The following is an 18,176-nucleotide window of genomic DNA, read 5'->3' on the forward strand; positions in this document are numbered from 1 at the left end:
TCCTATATACCCAGCGTTTTATTGATGGCTTCAATGACACGGTCTGCCTGGAAAGGCTTCACAATAAAGTCCTTGGCACCGGCCTGGATTGCATCAATAACCATAGCCTGCTGACCCATGGCTGAACACATAATGACTTTGGCATTGGCATCTACTTTTTTGATCTCCTTAAGGGCGGCGATTCCGTCCATTTCAGGCATGGTGATATCCATCGTGATCAGATCCGGGCGCAGTTCCTTAAATTTCTCTATAGCCTGTGAACCGTCCTGGGCTTCACCCACTACCTCAAATCCGTTCTTCGACAAAATGTCCCGGATCATCATTCTCATAAATGCTGCATCGTCCACGATTAGAATTCGGTTAGCCATTTTTACAAAATCCTCCCTAAGTATGCTTATTGTAATTTTTGTATACGGTCCCACTGGCTGACGATATCCGTAACGCGGACACCGAAGTTCTCGTCGATAACTACGACTTCCCCCTTGGCAATGAGCTTGTTGTTAACCAGAATGTCAACAGGCTCACCTGCCAGCTTGTCCAGTTCAATAATTGAACCTTGCGACATTTCCAGAATATCTTTGATCTGCTTCTGGGTCCTTCCTAATTCTACGGTTACCTTCAGTGGTATGTCCATTAATAAATTTAAATTATTTTCGTCAATATTGCCAAAAGCCCCTGCACTCAGATTCGCAAATTGTACAGGCTGCACATTTACATTACGGCCCTGTGCCGGATTCTGCGGCTGAGCCTGCGGATAGGGCGTGCCTTGCGGCGGCATTCCGTAAGGCGGCATGCCCTGCATCCCATACGCCGGCATCCCTGCCGGAGGATAATAATATCCCCCTTCCGGCATTCCCGGATAAGGCGGCATGCCCTGACCCTGCGGAGGATATTGCGGCGGGTACCCTCCCGCCTCCGGCGCTGGCATCTGCTGCTGAGCTGCAGGCGGCGCCTGCGCGGGTTCCGGTGCAGGCGCTGGTGCGGCTGCCGCAGCCGGAGGCGGTGTAGCTTCCGCAGAGGAGACTGCCGCTTCCTGGTCAGCCTGGCTGACATCGCCTAGCAGCATGGTCACCATATCCTTGGCGAATTGTACCGGTAGCAGCTGCATGATCGTGGAATCAATCAGATCACCGATCTTGAGGCGGAAGGAAATCTGGATCAGAGTCTCATCATCCGGCAGGCTGCCTACACCTTCTCCGCTGGACATGTTAAGAATATCAATGCCAGGCGGAGAAATGTTGACGAATCTGTTGAAGATCGTTGACATTGAGGTAGCGGACGAGCCCATCATCTGGTTCATCGCTTCCTGCACGGCACTGATATGAATCTCGTTCAGTTCCTCGTCTTTGGGATCTCCTTCCCCGCCGAGCATCAAGTCGGCAATGACCTGTGCATCCCGGATCTTGATCACCAGAGAATTAATTCCCTGAAAACCGTCAACATACTGTACGTGAACAGCTACATGAGGTTTGGGAAAGGCTTCCTCGAACTCTCCGCGTGTAATAATGGATACCTTAGGGGTAGTAATGTCTACCTTCTTACCCAGCAAGGTGGAGAGTGCGGTTGCCGCACTTCCGAAGGTGATATTGCCGATCTCTCCCAATGCATCCTGTTCAAAAGGTGTTAAGTAATCATCCACGGTCTTCGGTGAAGGAGCCAAATTGCCTTCCGCAGACTGTCTAAGAAGAGCATCTATCTCTTCCTGGGACAAATAATCTTTACTCGTCAAACTCTTCAACCCCTTCGCTGACAATCTCGTCTATTTGCACAGCCACACGTTCTTTGATCATCCCCGGACTTCCAATGAATTTCAGCTTGTCCCCCACCTTAATCGACAGACCGGAATCCACCGTCTTGTTAAGAGAAATCACGTCGCCGATGCTGAGCCCGAGAAATTCAGCAATGGATAAATTCGATTCGCCCAGCTCAGCCACGATGGGAAGCTGCGCCCGGTGCACTCTTGCCCGGATGGCTTCGAGCTCTACCTCATCCCGCACCTTTTTCTCAGAGACAAACCACTGGTGCACCGAGAGTCTTGACATAATCGGCTCCAGCACAACGTGCGGGATACAGAGGTTGATCATCCCCGTTGTGTCTCCTATTTTGGTACTGAGGGAGATCAGGGCAATCGTTTCATTTGGCGATACAATTTGCATAAACTGCGGATTCGTTTCCAGCGCCTCCATCCGGGGATGGATATCAAGCACCGTCTTCCAGGCTTCCTGCAGACTTTCAAAGCATCTGCTGAAAATCCTCTCCATAATGGTCGTTTCGATTTCAGTCAACGCGTTGATTTTGGAGGGTGCCGTTCCGAAGCCGCCAAGCAGACGGTCCAGCATGGCAAAAGCAATATTCGGATGCACCTCCATCACCATCCGGCCCTCCAGCGGCTCGGCCTCAAAAATATTCAATATCGTCATTTTGGGAATGGAGCGGATAAACTCGTCATAAGGGAGCTGCTCTACTTGAACGACATTGATCTGCACGAAGGTGCGCAATTGGGCCGAAAAGTACGTTGTAAGGTAGCGGGCAAAGTTATCATGAATCCGGGTTAAGCTGCGGATATGATCTTTGGAGAAGCGTACGGCCCGTTTGAAATCATAAGAGCGGATCTTTTTAGTAGTTTCTTCTTTTTTAAGTTCGTCGGCATCCATTTCACCGGATGAAAGTGCAGCAAGCAGAGCATCAATTTCGTTTTGTGATAGTACATCAACCAATTCAATCACCCCCCCATCAAAGAATTGACCCGCCTGCAGCTACATTGGTGCCATTATGAATTTGGTGAATTCAATCTGGGTAATCGAACCTTCTGTCAGGTTTTTGTTGATGATGTTCACCAGTTTGCTGCTGAACTGATCTTTGCCGCTGGCCCCATTCAGCTCCTCGGGTTTGGCATCGGCAATCGCTTTGATAATCAGCGGTGTTATTTTAATCGATTTTATCTTTTCGAATTCTTCCTTGGACGCCGCTGAATCTAATTGAAGCGCGATGTCAACTGAAAGGATGTAATCGGGATCGGCGAGATTAGTTTTGATATCCTGGATTTCGGCCGTCATCTTAACAATTTCATCAGCAGTCATCTTCTTCGTCTCCACGTTCTGGACAGCCTTGTTCACTTCATTCCCGTCACCCGGGAAAAATCTGTCCATCAGCAAGAATGCAGCAACTACGATAAGTGTAACGGCCAGCAATATCGTGATGAGCCATGGCAGCATCTTTTTCATGAAAGCTCCTCCATTGACTGGACTTTAATGGTGGCAGCGTGTGTGCCAATGTCCCTGTTATATTCCTTGATCTTGCTAATGACTTCATCGGCCTTCTCAAGCACGATCAGCCTTTTGCCGGTAACCAGCGTAATATACGTGTCCGGTGATTCTTCAACCATTTCAACCAGCAGGGCATTCAGCCACATCCCCGCCCCGTTCAATCTTGTTACCGAAATCATGACAGGCCTCCTAACCTAAATAGGGGGAGGAGCTCCTCCCCCACGACTGCAATAACATTTCCGCTGCAGGCAAAACGTTATTATTCAGCAAGTTACATATTACGGTTCAGGCTTAACGCTTCAGATTAACTACTTCCTGTAATACTTCATCGGAAGTGGTGATAATCCGCGAATTCGCCTGGAATCCACGCTGGGTAACAATCATTTCTGTGAACTCACCGGTCAGATCCACATTGGACATTTCCAGCTGGCCGGCAACGATAGTACCTGTTCCCACTTCTGGATCATTGGCAGTTGTCGGTTCCAATGCTCCTTCAGCATTTGCATTTAAGGACATACGGTACAAGTTGCCGCCGATTTTCTCAAGCCCCTGCGGATTGCTGACTTTACCCATGCCAATCTGAACACCGGATTCAGTAGTGCCGTCCGCCATCGTCTGCACAATTGTTCCGTCACTGGAGATGGAGAATGCCGTAACATCGTCACCGATCTGAATGGGTGCGCCCCCGGAGTCAACGACATGTAAGCCATCCGATGTAATCAGATTGCGGCTGGCGTCCACATGGAAATCTCCTGCACGGGTCAGGAACGGTACTTCCTGGTCACCCGTAAGCTTCACCAGAAAGAATCCGTCTCCGTCGATCCGCAGATCTGTGGGGTTATTCGTTGTCATCGCACTACCAGCTGTGTGCATAGTATCAACGGAACCGATGGATACGCCAAGACCGATCTGCTTAGCATTGACCCCGCCTTGTCCCTCTTCCCCGGGTGCCGTAACCCCGGAGACAGTCTGGCTCATAATATCCTTGAACATCACGCGCCCTGACTTGAAGCCGATAGTATTGACATTCGCAATATTATTACCAATAACATCGAGCTTGGTTTGGAATCCGCGCATACCTGAAACCCCTGAGTACATAGATCTTAACATTATTAATCGTCCTCCCGGTTATAGAGTCTTCTGACTCTTAAGAATTGAAAGATGAAGCTGGAGCGGTGGCCGCGTCAGTCGGTCGGCAGCCACATTCGGCTCTCCAGTAAGGACCAGCCGAGGTCAAGATATAATTACCGCACTGTCAATCTGCGTGAATACATTGTCTTTCATTGAATTGCCGTCCATCGCTGTAACCACTGTCCGGTTCTTTACACTTACAATCAATGCCATGTCCTTCATAAGAATCAGAGATTCTTTGCTGCCCTTAGCGGCTGCTTTATCTACCGCAGAGGAGATCTGATCCAACTGGCGGCTGCCAAGCTCAATTCCCCGCTGCTCCAGACGCTTCGCTGCATGATTGCTGAACTTCAGCATATTCTTCTGCAGCACACTCTCGAACGACGCCTCAGGACTTGATGAGCCCTTAACAGATTGCTGACGCTGCAAGGCGGAAGGATGTACAGCTGCCGGATATAATTGTCCGATAGTTATTCTGTCACTCATGATGTCTCCCCGCCGCTTGTTTCAGTCTCGCTGGCTGCCGGAGTCTCACTGGCCGCTGGTGTCTCGCTACCGGCTGGTGTCTCGCTACCGGCTGGAGTCTCGCTACCCGCTGGAGTCTCGCTACCCGCTGCAGGTGTAGTGCCGGCATTCTGAATTTGCGTAATATCCGTCAGAGCAATCCGCTCCTTGCCTACCACTGCATATTGCACACCGCTGCTGACAACAATCGATTCAACATTGCCTGATTTCGGCAATTTCGTCTCGGCATCCGTCCAGGTAATATCCTTCCCGATCAATCCTGACACAGAGCCAAGGGACTGATTCAGTGCTGTAAGCTGGGTGGATATGTTCATAAGCTGCTCTACAGATGAGAACTGAGCCATTTGAGCGATGAATTCCTTATCCTCCATCGGCTGCATCGGGTCCTGATTCTGCAGCTGGGTAATCAGTATTTTCAAGAACTGATCCTTGCCCAGTGTAGAGGTGCCTGTGGTCTTGGGTGTCTTATCATTCGCTACATAATTCCATTGGTTGCTGTTAGACACGGGAGTTGTTGCCATATCATTTCACCTCGCTTATCCTATCGATCAAATCTTGGTTGAGAATCCGCCGCTCTGGTTACTGTCCTGCTGAGCTGCTGATACCCAGTCTTTCCATTCTCCATTAAGCTCTGCGGCAAGCACGGCATCTGCCGATTCTTCCTGGCGTTCCCGTGAACGTCTGCCTTGCTGCTGTCCGCCCGCGCCTGTCTGCTGACCCTGACCTCCGGTCCACTGTGACTGAGGGGAGCTGTTGTTCTGCGTCACTTCGAGGCGCTCTACTTGAAGTCCCTGGGACTGCAAGGCCAATCGAAGCTGACTCATCTGCTGCTCAAGCATATCCTTGGTTCCGGCATGCTGGGTCATGAACTGTGCCACCAGATTACCGTTTTGCATGGAAATCTTCACATCCACTTGTCCCAGATTCTCCGGGAATAAGGTAATCGTAGCTTCAGCCACTCCACCCTTCTTGACAATCTCAAGCTTGCCGCTGATGAAGGTGTTCATCTCCTGGGCGAATTGCTGAACCGGCACTGGCGCGGCTTCCGCCTTGAGCGGTGCAGTAATTCCGTGCCGCAGGGATAATTGGCCGGCCGTTACAACCTCCGGCTCTGCGGTCGCTGCTTCGCCAGCGGGCAAAGCCTCCTCGGCTGATACGGTCTTCTTCATCGAAGCTGCCATTCCTGCAAGAACAGGAGTGGAGCCCTCATCTGCAATTACAGCTTCGGCGGTACCGGCTGCTGCTGCATCCAACATGGAACGAGTGCTAGCTGAAGCCCCTAACAACCTACGGACATCCGTTGCCAAATCTGCTTTGCTATACATTTCCACCTTGGGCTCGCTTTCCGTTGCCTGCTTAAGCGACACCGCTGGAGCATCCACAACTGCTGGAGCCTTGTTAGCCATGGACTTGTGATTAACAGGCGCACTCTCCGCCATAATAGCCGAGAATTGATTCAGCAGCGCCGCTCCTTTGGCAGCAGTCTCCTGATCCCCGCTGACAGCTGCCGTCTGAACCTGCTGAAGCAGGCTGTTCAGTTCATCTTGAACGGCAAAGCGCAGGGTTTCAGGGTTCTTGGCAAGCGGCGACAAGCTGATGGATGTATCAGCAGCAGTAGCCGAGGCATCCTGTGAACCTGTAGAGGGATTGCCGGACACAAAAGCAGATACTTGAAGCAGCCAGCCTTGAAGCGCTGCAATCAGCGCCGGATCAGCCGCAAGGCTGGTGTCCAGCTTCTCAATATCCTGCACAAGACCTTCCAGCAGATTCGTTTGCTTGACATCTGCGCTGCCTGTCTCTTCTCCCTTAGCCTGAACAGCACTCAGGAGTCCCTGCAATAATGAAGCCAAATTACCGGCTGCAGGAGTCTCAGTGCCTTTGACAGCGGTAACTCCCACCATGCTCTGCACAAGCGTCTGGGCAAATGGCGTCGCCGGATTAACCGTTCCGGTTGTTCCCTGCGTTGTGCCGCCGGATGCAGCCAGATTGCCTGCGGTTAAGGTTTGTAGAATAATACTCATCTTTTTCACCTCCCTTCAAAGGTTATTTCCCGCCCATCAGACGGTTGACAATTTTGGCTGTCTGTTTGCTGTCTTTCTTGGTCATCTCCCCCAGAATCGAGGAGCGGACCGAATCACTGACCGTATTCAGCACCGTGATGACCTTATCCGGACTAAGGCTGTACATGGAGCCAAGCAGCACTGCCGCATCCGCAGCGGGCATGCTGGTAAAGGTCTGGCCTAGCTTCTCCTGATCCAGATTAGCTGAAGGCTTGGGAGTAGCGGTACCCGCCTCTTGCTTCAGCCGGGATTGCAGGGCTGCAATAGCCATATCGGTTGAATTTGTGGTTTCTTTTAGCTTTATAGAGACATCTGCCGCTTTTTTGGCATCCATTTTTTCCAGGATGGCCGTTTTGCTTGCATTACTCATGACACTGAAGATTTGAACCATCTCATCGGTAGTCAAATTTTCCATAATCGGTGCCGCTTTGGAGGCCTTCATGCCGGCGTAGAGTTTGGCCAGATCTGTCACTTTCTTCAGATAAGGATCTTCCTCTTCCTCGGTGGCTGCGGCCGTTTCAGCGGCAGTCTTTAACTCTTCAACCTGCTTTTGAAGCGCTTCGGCCTTGGTGGTCTCCGCTGCCTTGTCTTCCTCAGCCTTCTTCAGCTTCTCCTCCTGGGCGGTAAGCTGTGCTTTGAGTTCTTTGATCGTGCTCGCGGAGCTGGCGGCTTGCTCCTTGCTCTCAGCCGGCGGATTCTCTGCGGCTTCACCCGGCGCTGCCGGGTCCGGCGGCGGATCAGGCACCCATTTCTCTATAACAGGAATTTTGTTGGCAATCGCCAGCACGTTGTTACGGATATCCATATTAAATAGGGTGAGCAGTACGCCAAGCAGTACAAGCGTGAAAATGATTGGAATCATCAAGAACAAAAAACGCTCTAATTTGCCTGCCGACCCTTCATCTTCAAATTCCATCTGATTATTTGCCACTGGCGGAAACCTCCCGGGTTAGAGGGATTTCATCGCGAAGCGGACGGTAGCCATCTCATCCAGTTCGTTTTGTTCCCGTAAACTCATATTCTGCAGAAATGCGGTTTGTGCTTTGTCTTTGGCCTTAAGCCATACCTTCTCATCCAGAACCTTAGTACTCAGGTGATCCTGCTTATTCTGAACCTCAACATGTGCCCGGCTGATATCGGAATGCTTGCGGGTAATGCACTTGTCGAGATAATCTACGTAATCCTGCATTTCGCGAAGCTTAGCCATCGGTGTCTTCTGCTGTGCTGCACTTTGCAGGGACAACATCAGCGTGCTGCGCTGGCCGATTAATTCATCAAGGCTTTTTTCCTGTGCCTGCAGTTCTCCGAGCGCGCTTGAGAGCATCCACTCTGCCTGTGTTTTTTCGTTACCCTTCAAGTCCACCACTTTTTGAAAAGTATAATGGAATCTCATGATCAATCAACTCCTCGAGAACTGTGAAATTAAAGTCTGCTGCACTTCGCTAAGGGTTACCTTCTCGTTCACTTTTTGCTTGGTGAAATCCCAGATACTGTCGATGTAATGCATCGACTCATCGATTTGCGCGTTGGAGCCCCTCTGGTAGGCTCCGATGTTAATCAGATCCTCGGAATCCTTATACACCGCCATCAGGCGCTTCACATTCTCGGCTGCTGCAATCTGCTCCTCCGGGGCGATATCCTTCATCACCCGGCTGATGCTTGCGAGAACATCGATCGCCGGAAAATGTCCTTTGTTGGCTATATTCCGGTTCAGAACAATATGTCCGTCCAAAATACCGCGTACAGCGTCTGCTATCGGCTCGTTCATATCGTCACCGTCAACCAGCACCGTGTAGAACGCGGTGATTGAGCCTGTAGGACCCGTCCCGGCCCGTTCCAGCAGCTTAGGCAGACTGGCGAACACAGAAGGTGTGTACCCTCTCATCGCAGGCGGCTCACCGACAGCCAGTCCCACCTCGCGCTGCGCCATCGCATAACGCGTTACCGAGTCCATCATGAGCATGACATTCAGACCACGGTCACGGAAGTACTCGGCAATCGTAGTAGCGATCAGCGCCCCCTTGATCCGGATCAGCGCAGGCTGATCGGAAGTAGCCACAATGACTACCGAACGCTGAAGGCCTTCAGGTCCCAGATCACGCTCAATGAAATCAAGCACCTCTCTGCCCCGTTCACCGATCAGCGCAATCACATTGACATCTGCCGAGGTGTTGCGGGCAATCATCCCCATTAAGGTACTCTTTCCAACACCCGAGCCGGCAAAAATCCCCACACGCTGCCCCTTGCCGATCGTCAAAAGTCCATCGATAGCCCGGACTCCAATGCTGATCGGCTCGGCGACCCGCGGGCGGTTAAGCGGATTGGACGGAATATTGAAGGTGGAGCTATGCGGCATTCTGGCCGGTATGAGCGAACCGTCCAGCGGCTGACCCAGACCGTCGAGAACCTTCCCGAGCAGCTCCGAGCCGACTTGAACGCTCAGCGGCTTGCCGGTGCCCACCACATCACAGCCTGGCCCGATGGCCTGCAGTTCGCCAAGCGGCATTAACAGCACCTTGTTATCACGGAACCCCACAACCTCTGCCTGAAGCGGCTTACTTCCTTTGGCAGGATAGATATAGCACACATCACCGATGCTGGCGTCAGGCCCTTCCGACTCCACCATCAGCCCGATAACCTGTGTAACTTTACCGTTAATCCTTACCGGATCGAAGTTACGCAGCTGATCTTTGTATCTTCTGCTGTCAAGCATCGTCGTCCCCATTTCCGTGTTCTTCCGAGTCCAGAGCGATTCTTAGCAGCTCTTTTTTAATTTCGGCAAGCTGGGTATCAACCCGGGCATCGATACTGCCGAAGGAAGACCGGATCACACATCCCAGATCTCTGACTGTTGAATCCGGGAGGATCTGCAGTTCAGCCTGAGAGTCCACAGCAAGCGAGAGTTCTTCGCGGGCCGCATTGACAAAAGCAAACTGTGCAGGAGACACACAGAGTGAGATCAGCCCCTGCTCGCGTTTGCGGGCCAGATTCTTACGGATCAGATCCATCGCAAATTGCGGTTCAACGGTCAGCTGCTTGTCCACGATTTTCTCAGCAATATCGCAGCTTAGCTCTACAAGAAACGGTTCCGCCTCCTGAATAATTACATCTCTTGCCCGGTAGGCTTCCTGAAGCACGGTCCGCGCTTCTTCCATCATCTCGGCGAGACGCCGGGACATCTCCTGCTCTGCTTGAGCCAGACCTTCCTGGTACCCTTGCTGATAGCCCTCGGATTTGACGGCTTCGATCAGCAGCTCATCTTGTTCTCTACGCTCGCGCCACCATTCTTCAGCTTCCGTCCGTGCTGATTCCACAATATTCTCCGCTTCCTCGGAGGCGCTGCGGACTTGACTCTCCGCGAACTCCTGAGCATCCTTCAGCATTTGCTTGCGTGACTGCTCCGCTGCCTCTCTCGCGGGGTCCTGGTAGTGTACTTCACCCGGAGGCTCTTCAGGAGCCGGCTCTTCAGTCAGACCTGCATGATGCCTGGCCTGTTCAAGACGCTTCAGCACATCTACCGGAATATATTGAGAATGCTTGATCAGCTTAGACAATAATGTCATCTCCTCCGCCACGGGCGATGATAATTTCACCAGACTCTTCGAGTCTGCGGATCGTGCCTACGATGCGGGTCTGTGCTTCTTCCACATCACGCAGCCGCACAGGTCCCATGTATTCCATTTCCTCGCGGAAGGTCTCGGCCATACGCTTGGACATATTGCGGAAGATCACATCCCGCACTTCCTCGCTGGCCACCTTGAGCGCAAGCTGCAAGTCCGCGTTGTCGATATCCTTGATAATCCGCTGAATCGAGCGGTTGTCGACATTGACGATATCCTCGAAGACGAACATACGCTTCTTGATTTCCTCGGCCAGCTCCGGGTCCTGAATTTCCAGGGAATCCAGAATGGTCCGCTCTGTACCGCGGTCTACGCCGTTCAAAATCTGTACAATCGATTCGATACCGCCTGCATTCGTATAATCCTGGGTGACTGTAGCAGACAGCTTCTGTTCCAGCACACGTTCGATTTGGGTGACCACCTCTGGAGAGGTGCTGTCCATAATCGCTATTCTTCTGGCCACCTCCGCCTGCTTCTCCTGAGGCAGGGAAGACAGAATGGAGGCCGCCTGTTCAAATTGCAGATAAGAGAGTACAAGCGCAATAGTCTGTACATTCTCGTTCTGGATGAAGTTGAGAATCTGGTTCGGATCAGCCTTACGGGCAAAATCGAAAGGTCTTACCTGCAGCGTTGCCGTCAGGCGGTTGATGACTTCGAGCGCCTTGGCCGAGCCGAGAGCTTTCTCCAGAATCTCTTTGGCGTAATTGATACCGCCCTGCGAGATATATTCCTGTGCGAGGCAGATCTGATGGAATTCGGACATAATCGACTCTTTTTCCCCGCTGTCCACCTTGCGTACATTCGCAATTTCCAGCGTCAGCTGTTCGATCTCCTCATCCCGCAGATGCTTAAATATTTGTGCCGATACTTCAGGCCCTAGTGTGATAAGCAGGATCGCCGCCTTTTGACGGCCGCTGAGTCCCTGCTGGCTAGCTTTTGCCATCTCTTCACCTCTGTTCTTCAGCAAGCCAGGTGCGGAGCAGATTCACGAATTCATCCGGCTTCTTCTTCGCCAGACTTTCCAGCTGCTTGCGGACCTGACTTTCATTCGTCACGCTATCCATATTAATTGAAGGGAACTCGGTAGGAACCTGCAGCGGAATATCTTCTTCGACCTCTTCCTCCTGCTTGTTCTTGCGGCTGCGGTAGATCAGATAGCCTCCGCCTGCACCGACCAGCAGAGCAGCCGCACCGATGGCCCAGATCATCCAGGTTGCCAGTCCGCCGGATGCGTTCTCGGCAGTGGCACCTCCAAATTGTTGCGAGAATACCGAAACTTTTTTGGTCAGGTCTGCGTCTGTATAAGTGATACCTGAATCTGCCAGGGACGCGCGGACAATGTTGACCAGAATGTTCTGTATCGCTCCTGAAGTAGCCTCATCCAAAGTTGTTTGTCCTGCAGGTGGTTCAACCGCGACATTTATGGTTAAATCTTTTACAGTATATGGACTTGCGATAATATCTTTAGTGATTCTAGTAACTTCATAGTTCCTTGTCTCCGATGATTCCTCAGAAGAAGAGGCACCTGTGTCAGCCCCCGCAGGATAACCTGCAACATCTTCAGACCCTGTACCTGCGACTCCTCCGGAAGTGTTCCCTTGGCCCGAGAATGTTTTGCTGATAATCTGCGAGCTGATCTCAATCCCCTTCATATTCTCAGCATCCACCGGTACTACGACATCTTCCTTTCTGTTCTCCTTATCGAAATTAAGCTTGGAGAACACCAGGACATCGACCTTATCGGGACCTGTGAGAGTACTCAGGAATTGCTTCACATCTCGCTTCACATCATCTTCGAATTTTTTCTTGAGTGCGAAGTTCTCTTCAACCTGGCTGGAGATCCCCGCCTGGCCGCCCTTGGCCGTCGGTTTCAGCTCCACCTCGTTGTTGGTGATTGTAATGTTGTCGATGGGAAGATTCGGGACAGCGGTCTTCACGAGATTGAAGTAGCCGTCAATATTCTCCTGGGAAGGTCTGAATCCCGGATCAAAGCTCATCACCACAGAAGCCTGTGCTTTCTCCTGATCCTCCTGTGAGGCGAATACCGTCTCCTTCGGCAGAGTAATGAGAACCTTGGCGTCTTTAATCCCCTGCATCCTTCTCATCAGCTGTTCAACTTCACCATTAAGCGCATTGTTGTATTTAACATTGAATTCACTGTCTGTAGTACCGATCATGGACGAGGATTCATTGAATACCTTGTACCCGATTGAGCCTTGCTGAACGATTCCCTGAGAACCAACAGCTATCTTGATGCGTGCAGCGTCCGTACTGGGAACTGAGATACTTTTACCATCCGGGCTTAAACGGTAAGACACCCCTGATGTATCCAAATAACTCATAACTCCCGCTGAATCGGTACTGTCCAGGTCCTGAAAGGCAACCTCGTATTCCACCTTCGATAACTGCATGGTCGTAACTACGATTATTATAATGATAATAAACAGAGTGGAGAAAAATAATATCTTCTGTTTACCGCTGAATCTGTTCCAATACTGGGTTATCTTCTCCCGGTACTGGGCCAATCTTTCATTCACAGTGTCACCCCATCCGAAACGTAGCTAGGATTATTTAGATTTGAGTTCTCATAATTTCCTGATAGGCTTCAATCACTTTGTTCCGGACTTGTGTAGTCAGCTGCAAACTCAGCAATGCCTGTTGGGACGAAATCATAGCCTCATCAATGTTGACCTCTCCCAGTACAAATTTGTTACTCATGTCTTTCGCCTGCTGTTCCTGATCTGCTACCTGGTTAAGCGCATTCTCCAGATATGAACCGAAGCTCTGTCCCGGCTCTTGCACGGCTGAGGATTCTGCAGCTACGGATTTCATAGCCAGCGGCTGAACCGCCTGGTTCCCGATCAATAAATTCTGTATCAATTCTTCTCCCCCTAGACAGTCAATTCATTCTACCGGCCGATTTCAAGCGCCTTGGTCACCATGGATTTGGATGCATTCAGCATCGTAACATTCGCTTCGTAAGAACGGGAGGCAGACAGCATGTCTACCATTTCCTTGGTCACATCCACATTCGGCATATAGACATAACCGTCAGCGTCCGCATCAGGATGGCTCGGATTATACACCGGCTTGAGCGGAGAAGAATCCTCGATAATCGATTTCACCTTGACGCCATCATTGCCGCCGCTCATCTTGGAGCCCAGTATATTCGCGAAGCTGTCAGCCTGGGTAGTTTCCAGAACTGTGAGCTTACGGCGGTAAGGTACGGCTTTGCCGTCCACCACGGAGGCTCTTGTGGTCTCGGCGTTGGCGATATTGGAGGAGATCACATCCATCCGCAGTCGCTGGGCGGTTAAAGCCGAGGCGCTAATACCAAAGCTGCTGCCAAAGTTCATTATTCATTACCCTCCCTGTACAACTGTACGCATCATTGTGATCTGACTGTTCAGCTGTTCAACATAGGAGTTGTATCTCAGCTGGTTCTCGGCGCTCAGTGCCTGTTCACGATCCATATCCACATTGTTGCCGTTGTTATTCATAGATGTAGTCTCATCGGTACTGACCACAGCGGCCGGCATACCGGTCACTGTCCCGAAGCGGAAATGACGGGAGTCTGATACTTTCGCACCCAGCGTGGCTTTAAGTCCGCTCTCCTGATCTCTCAGGAAGCTCTCAAAGCTGACATCTGAACGTTTAAAATTTGGTGTATCATTATTTGCTACATTATTAGCCAGAACACTTTGTCGTTTGGTGGCGGCATCTAGGCCTCCTTGTAATCTTTGAAAACTGACACTGTTCAGCAAACCCATAGTAATCCCCCTTCCAAACCTATCATAATGAAAAGAATTCCACAACTTTGTTCAAATCCCTGCTTATTTTCGACAAATAAAGTCATTTTTTTCACAACATATTCGTCTTAAAGTCGAACCATGTCGATGAATGATTCTTATGTCAATCTCACATACATTGATTCTCTTAGAATTTGTATATTATTACAATAAGAAATAAGCCCTATCTTTTCTGAAAAGAGAGGGCTTAAAGCATGTTTTTACAATTATTTTCCTTTTATATTACATTTTATGTTTTATTATAGAATTATTTAACTTTTTATGCATGAATTTAGAATCAAATTTGTATAACCATAATTCGAATTACCTATATTAATGATTTTATAGCTCTGCCTTCTCACAGAATATATTGGCTTAAGTCGCGGTCCTGCGCGATTCCTGCCAGTTTTTCGCGAACATACTCCGGAGTGATGACCATTGTGTCGAGCGTCAGCTCAGGCGCCTCGAACGATAGATCCTCCAGCAGCTTTTCCAGGATCGTATGAAGACGCCGTGCCCCGATGTTCTCCATATTCTGATTCACGGAGGCCGCGATCTTGGCAATTTCCTGAATGGCTTCCTTCTGGAACTGGATTTCAATGTTCTCCGTCTGCAGTAAATGCACATATTGTTTCGTAAGTGCGTTCTCAGGTTCCGTAAGAATAGATACAAAGTCCTCAAGTGTCAGACTGCTCAGCTCTACACGGATCGGGAAGCGCCCCTGAAGCTCAGGGATCAGATCTGAAGGCTTGGCAATATGAAAAGCGCCTGCGGCGATGAACAGCACGTAGTCTGTCTTCACAGGCCCGTATTTGGTCATGACTGTCGACCCCTCGACGATGGGCAGAATATCGCGCTGCACGCCTTCGCGGGATACATCGGGACCGGAGCCCTTGCCCTGGCTGGCCACCTTGTCGATCTCGTCGATGAAAATAATCCCGGATTGCTCTGCGCGTGCTACCGACTCCTGAATCATGTCGTCCGTGTCAATCAGCTTGGCCGCTTCATCCTGAATCAGCACCTTGCGGGCTTCACGGATCGGCAGCTTGCGCTTCTTCGTACGCTTCGGCAGCAGGTTCCCGAACATCTCCTGCATGTTCATACCCATCTGGTCATTGCCCTGCCCGGCGAACATATCCATCATCGAAGGCGTCGTGTCCTCGACATCAATCTCAATGACGTCATCCTCTAACTGGCCGGCGAGCAGCTTGAACTTGATCCCTCTGCGGCGTTCGCTCAGGCTTCCGTCCTCCGGCTCTTCCTTGGATTCTTCCGCCCCGCCGTTGTTCCCGCCAAAAATCATCTCAAACGGATTGCGCTGCGATTTCCCCTTTGAGGAGGAAGGGACCAGAATGGCCACAATCCGGTCATTCGCCAGCTCTTCTGCACGGTCCTTCACCTTTTCGGTGCGCTCCAGCTTCACCATACGGATAGAAGTCTCTACCAGATCACGGACCATCGACTCCACATCACGCCCCACGTAGCCGACTTCCGTAAATTTGGTCGCTTCGACTTTGATAAACGGGGCATTAACAAGCTTAGCCAGACGCCGGGCGATCTCTGTTTTACCTACACCGGTAGGGCCGATCATCAGGATATTCTTTGGCACAACCTCATCCCGCAGCTCCTCGGACAACAGACTGCGCCGATACCGGTTGCGGAGGGCAACGGCCACTGATTTCTTGGCCTGCTTTTGACCTACGATATATTTGTCAAGCTCTGTTACGATCTGGCGTGGCGTAAGCGATTGATTCACCATTGTGACTTCCTCCCTTTATATATGGCACCTTGCCTATAACTCTTCGACAATAATATTGGAATTGGTATATACACAGATCTCGGAGGCAATTTGCAGCGCTTCTCTGGCAATGTCACCGGCACCCAGATGGGAGGCATGGCGCTTGAGCGCCCGCCCGGAAGCCAGCGCAAAGTTACCGCCGGAGCCGATCGCCAGTACATCATCATCCGGCTCGATAATTTCACCATTGCCGGAGATCAGCAGCATGCCTTCCTTATCCATTACAATCATGAGCGCTTCCAGCTTGCGCAGAATGCGGTCCTGGCGCCAATCCTTGGCCAGCTCCACCGCTGCCCGCTGCAGATTGCCATGGTGCTCCTCAAGCTTCCCCTCGAACTTCTCGAACAGCGTAATCGCATCAGCAACGGAGCCTGCGAACCCGGCAATGACCTGACCTCTGTACAGGCGGCGGACCTTCTTGGCCGTCGTCTTCATAATGACACTCTCTCCGAATGTAACCTGGCCGTCACCGGCAATCGCCGCATGGCCGTTATGTCTTACCGCACAAATCGTAGTTGCATGAAAGCTGGGTAACATGATGGGCACCCTCCTCAGATTAGGTAATGCAGGTCTGAACCTATTGTGCCGGTTGTGCAGAACTATCCGCTTATGCCGGATCAGCATCCACCGGCTCCGGCTCAGCATACTTCAATTCATGGGCTGCAGCATAAGCAGCAAGGCTGTCGAGCGCCCGGTAAGCCAGACGTTCATTCTTCTCTTTTTTGCTGCGGAACCGCGTCTCAAGCTTCGGCAGCAGACCAAAATTGGCATTCATCGGCTGGAAGTGTTCAGGATCTGCCGAAGTAATATAGGCGGGCATGCTGCCCAGCACCGTATCCTCGGGGAAGATCAGGCTCTCTTCGCCAAGCGCTGCTCTCGCTGCGTTCATACCGGCGATCATACCGGAAGCCGCAGATTCTACATACCCTTCCACCCCGGTCATCTGGCCGGCAAAATACAGTCTCTCCCGGCCCTTCATCTGGTAAGTGGGCTGCAGCAGCTTGGGGGAATTAATGAAGGTATTGCGGTGCATGACCCCATAACGCACATATTCCGCTTGCTCCAGGCCCGGAATGAGTGAGAATACGCGTTTTTGCTCTCCCCACTTCAGATGGGTCTGGAAGCCAACCAGATTATACAGCGTACCGGCAGCATTATCCTGACGAAGTTGCACAACCGCGTAAGGCAGCTTGCCTGTATGAGGATTCATCAGTCCTACAGGCTTCATAGGGCCGAACAGTGCCGTCTGCTTGCCGCGTCTCATCATAATTTCAATCGGCATACAGCCTTCAAAGTAAATCTCTTTCTCAAAATCTTTGAGTGCAGCCGTCTCAGCCGAGATCAGCGCATCATAAAAAATATCGAATTCCTCTTCCGTCATCGGACAGTTCAGATAGGCGGCTTCGCCTTTATCATAGCGGGAGGCCAGATAGACCTTGCTCATATCGATGCTGTCTTTCTCTACAATCGGAGCCGCTGCATCATAGAAATAAAAATACTCTTCGCCAAGCAGTCCCTTGATCTCCGAGGACAGGGAGGGTGAAGTCAGCGGCCCGGTGGCAATAACAACAATCCCTTCCTCCGGTATATGCGTAAGTTCCTCGTTTATGACTTCCACCAGAGGGTGGTTATGCAGCATGGACGTGATTTCACCGGAGAATCCGTCCCGGTCAACAGCAAGAGCGCCTCCCGCCGGAACGGCATGCCTGTCGGCTGCACCCAGTACCAGGGAGCCCAGGCGCCGCATTTCTTCTTTTAGTACACCCACTGCATTTCCGAGGCCATTCGCCCGCAATGAGTTGCTGCAGACCAGCTCGGCGAACTGATCTGTATGATGCGCCGGTGTCTTCACGACAGGACGCATCTCATACAATCTGACCGGAACACCGCGCGAAGCGATCTGCCAGGCAGCTTCACTTCCGGCCAGACCTGCTCCGATAACGGTTACTTGTGCTTTTTCTGTCAATTTCCGTTCCTCCTGTAGCCCT

General features: G+C 51.2%; 21 protein-coding genes. All 21 read right to left on the reverse strand.

Going from position 1 to position 18,176, the window contains the following annotated elements; translation table 11 throughout:
- Positions 1-2: 2 nt before the first annotated feature.
- The 21 genes from MKX51_RS17605 to trmFO all read right to left on the reverse strand — a co-directional run bounded on the left by MKX51_RS17605 (position 3) and on the right by trmFO (position 18,154).
- Entirely contained in the window at positions 3-368 is a 366-nt protein-coding gene (locus tag MKX51_RS17605) for a response regulator (protein WP_036692515.1), read from the reverse strand.
- Positions 369-394: 26 nt separating this feature from the next.
- Positions 395-1,729: a flagellar motor switch phosphatase FliY gene (gene fliY, locus MKX51_RS17610; protein ID WP_340940082.1), complete on the reverse strand. Its 1,335-nt coding sequence runs from the start codon at positions 1,727-1,729 to the stop codon at positions 395-397.
- Positions 1,719-2,717, reverse strand: coding sequence for a flagellar motor switch protein FliM (fliM, locus tag MKX51_RS17615; protein WP_036692509.1), 999 nt, complete (start codon positions 2,715-2,717; stop codon positions 1,719-1,721). The genes fliY and fliM overlap by 11 nt, the downstream gene beginning before the upstream one ends.
- A gap of 39 nt (positions 2,718-2,756) precedes the next feature.
- Positions 2,757-3,224, reverse strand: a complete 468-nt coding sequence (locus tag MKX51_RS17620) for a flagellar basal body-associated FliL family protein (protein ID WP_076078616.1) — start codon at positions 3,222-3,224, stop codon at positions 2,757-2,759.
- Positions 3,221-3,445, reverse strand: coding sequence for a flagellar FlbD family protein (locus MKX51_RS17625; RefSeq protein ID WP_036724671.1), 225 nt, complete (start codon positions 3,443-3,445; stop codon positions 3,221-3,223). The genes MKX51_RS17620 and MKX51_RS17625 overlap by 4 nt, the downstream gene beginning before the upstream one ends.
- A gap of 112 nt (positions 3,446-3,557) precedes the next feature.
- Positions 3,558-4,376 carry a flagellar basal body rod protein FlgG gene (gene flgG / locus MKX51_RS17630; RefSeq protein WP_340993289.1) on the reverse strand — a complete coding sequence of 273 codons (819 nt, stop codon included), beginning with the start codon at positions 4,374-4,376 and terminating at the stop codon, positions 3,558-3,560.
- A 123-nt stretch (positions 4,377-4,499) separates the two neighbouring features.
- Positions 4,500-4,883 (reverse strand): TIGR02530 family flagellar biosynthesis protein, encoded by a 384-nt coding sequence (locus MKX51_RS17635; protein ID WP_076158282.1) that lies wholly within the window; start codon positions 4,881-4,883, stop codon positions 4,500-4,502.
- Complete coding sequence (locus tag MKX51_RS17640) at positions 4,880-5,443, reverse strand: flagellar hook capping FlgD N-terminal domain-containing protein (protein WP_340993290.1); 564 nt, start codon at positions 5,441-5,443, stop codon at positions 4,880-4,882. The genes MKX51_RS17635 and MKX51_RS17640 overlap by 4 nt, the downstream gene beginning before the upstream one ends.
- A 27-nt stretch (positions 5,444-5,470) precedes the next feature.
- Positions 5,471-6,943 carry a flagellar hook-length control protein FliK gene (locus MKX51_RS17645; RefSeq protein WP_339310152.1) on the reverse strand — a complete coding sequence of 491 codons (1,473 nt, stop codon included), beginning with the start codon at positions 6,941-6,943 and terminating at the stop codon, positions 5,471-5,473.
- Between the two features lie 22 nt (positions 6,944-6,965).
- The gene (locus MKX51_RS17650) at positions 6,966-7,913 is read right to left on the reverse strand and encodes a MotE family protein (RefSeq protein WP_339310153.1); all 948 of its coding nucleotides are present in this window, start codon (positions 7,911-7,913) and stop codon (positions 6,966-6,968) included.
- 18 nt (positions 7,914-7,931) lie between these two features.
- Positions 7,932-8,375, reverse strand: coding sequence for a flagellar export protein FliJ (gene fliJ / locus MKX51_RS17655; RefSeq protein ID WP_340993291.1), 444 nt, complete (start codon positions 8,373-8,375; stop codon positions 7,932-7,934).
- Between the two features lie 6 nt (positions 8,376-8,381).
- Complete coding sequence (gene fliI / locus MKX51_RS17660) at positions 8,382-9,695, reverse strand: flagellar protein export ATPase FliI (RefSeq protein ID WP_036692488.1); 1,314 nt, start codon at positions 9,693-9,695, stop codon at positions 8,382-8,384.
- Positions 9,688-10,536: a FliH/SctL family protein gene (locus tag MKX51_RS17665; protein WP_339310156.1), complete on the reverse strand. Its 849-nt coding sequence runs from the start codon at positions 10,534-10,536 to the stop codon at positions 9,688-9,690. Before MKX51_RS17665 ends, fliI begins: the two co-directional genes overlap by 8 nt.
- Entirely contained in the window at positions 10,529-11,545 is a 1,017-nt protein-coding gene (fliG, locus tag MKX51_RS17670; protein WP_036692485.1) for a flagellar motor switch protein FliG, read from the reverse strand. The genes MKX51_RS17665 and fliG overlap by 8 nt, the downstream gene beginning before the upstream one ends.
- Positions 11,546-11,549: 4 nt before the next feature.
- Positions 11,550-13,139 (reverse strand): flagellar basal-body MS-ring/collar protein FliF, encoded by a 1,590-nt coding sequence (gene fliF / locus MKX51_RS17675; protein WP_339310157.1) that lies wholly within the window; start codon positions 13,137-13,139, stop codon positions 11,550-11,552.
- Positions 13,140-13,173: 34 nt separating this feature from the next.
- Positions 13,174-13,482 carry a flagellar hook-basal body complex protein FliE gene (fliE, locus tag MKX51_RS17680; protein WP_036724654.1) on the reverse strand — a complete coding sequence of 103 codons (309 nt, stop codon included), beginning with the start codon at positions 13,480-13,482 and terminating at the stop codon, positions 13,174-13,176.
- A 29-nt stretch (positions 13,483-13,511) separates the two neighbouring features.
- A complete protein-coding gene (gene flgC / locus MKX51_RS17685; RefSeq protein WP_036692480.1) occupies positions 13,512-13,958 on the reverse strand; it encodes a flagellar basal body rod protein FlgC in 447 nt (148 codons plus the stop codon).
- A gap of 6 nt (positions 13,959-13,964) precedes the next feature.
- The gene (flgB, locus tag MKX51_RS17690; RefSeq protein ID WP_036724652.1) at positions 13,965-14,372 is read right to left on the reverse strand and encodes a flagellar basal body rod protein FlgB; all 408 of its coding nucleotides are present in this window, start codon (positions 14,370-14,372) and stop codon (positions 13,965-13,967) included.
- Positions 14,373-14,748: 376 nt separating this feature from the next.
- Positions 14,749-16,149, reverse strand: coding sequence for an ATP-dependent protease ATPase subunit HslU (gene hslU / locus MKX51_RS17695; RefSeq protein WP_036724651.1), 1,401 nt, complete (start codon positions 16,147-16,149; stop codon positions 14,749-14,751).
- Positions 16,150-16,182: 33 nt separating this feature from the next.
- The gene (gene hslV, locus MKX51_RS17700) at positions 16,183-16,725 is read right to left on the reverse strand and encodes an ATP-dependent protease subunit HslV (protein WP_036724650.1); all 543 of its coding nucleotides are present in this window, start codon (positions 16,723-16,725) and stop codon (positions 16,183-16,185) included.
- Between the two features lie 70 nt (positions 16,726-16,795).
- Complete coding sequence (trmFO, locus tag MKX51_RS17705; protein WP_340993292.1) at positions 16,796-18,154, reverse strand: FADH(2)-oxidizing methylenetetrahydrofolate--tRNA-(uracil(54)-C(5))-methyltransferase TrmFO; 1,359 nt, start codon at positions 18,152-18,154, stop codon at positions 16,796-16,798.
- Between the last annotated feature and the right edge of the window lie 22 nt (positions 18,155-18,176).

This window comes from Paenibacillus sp. FSL M7-0420 (assembly GCF_038002345.1).
Taxonomy (GTDB): domain Bacteria; phylum Bacillota; class Bacilli; order Paenibacillales; family Paenibacillaceae; genus Paenibacillus_AQ.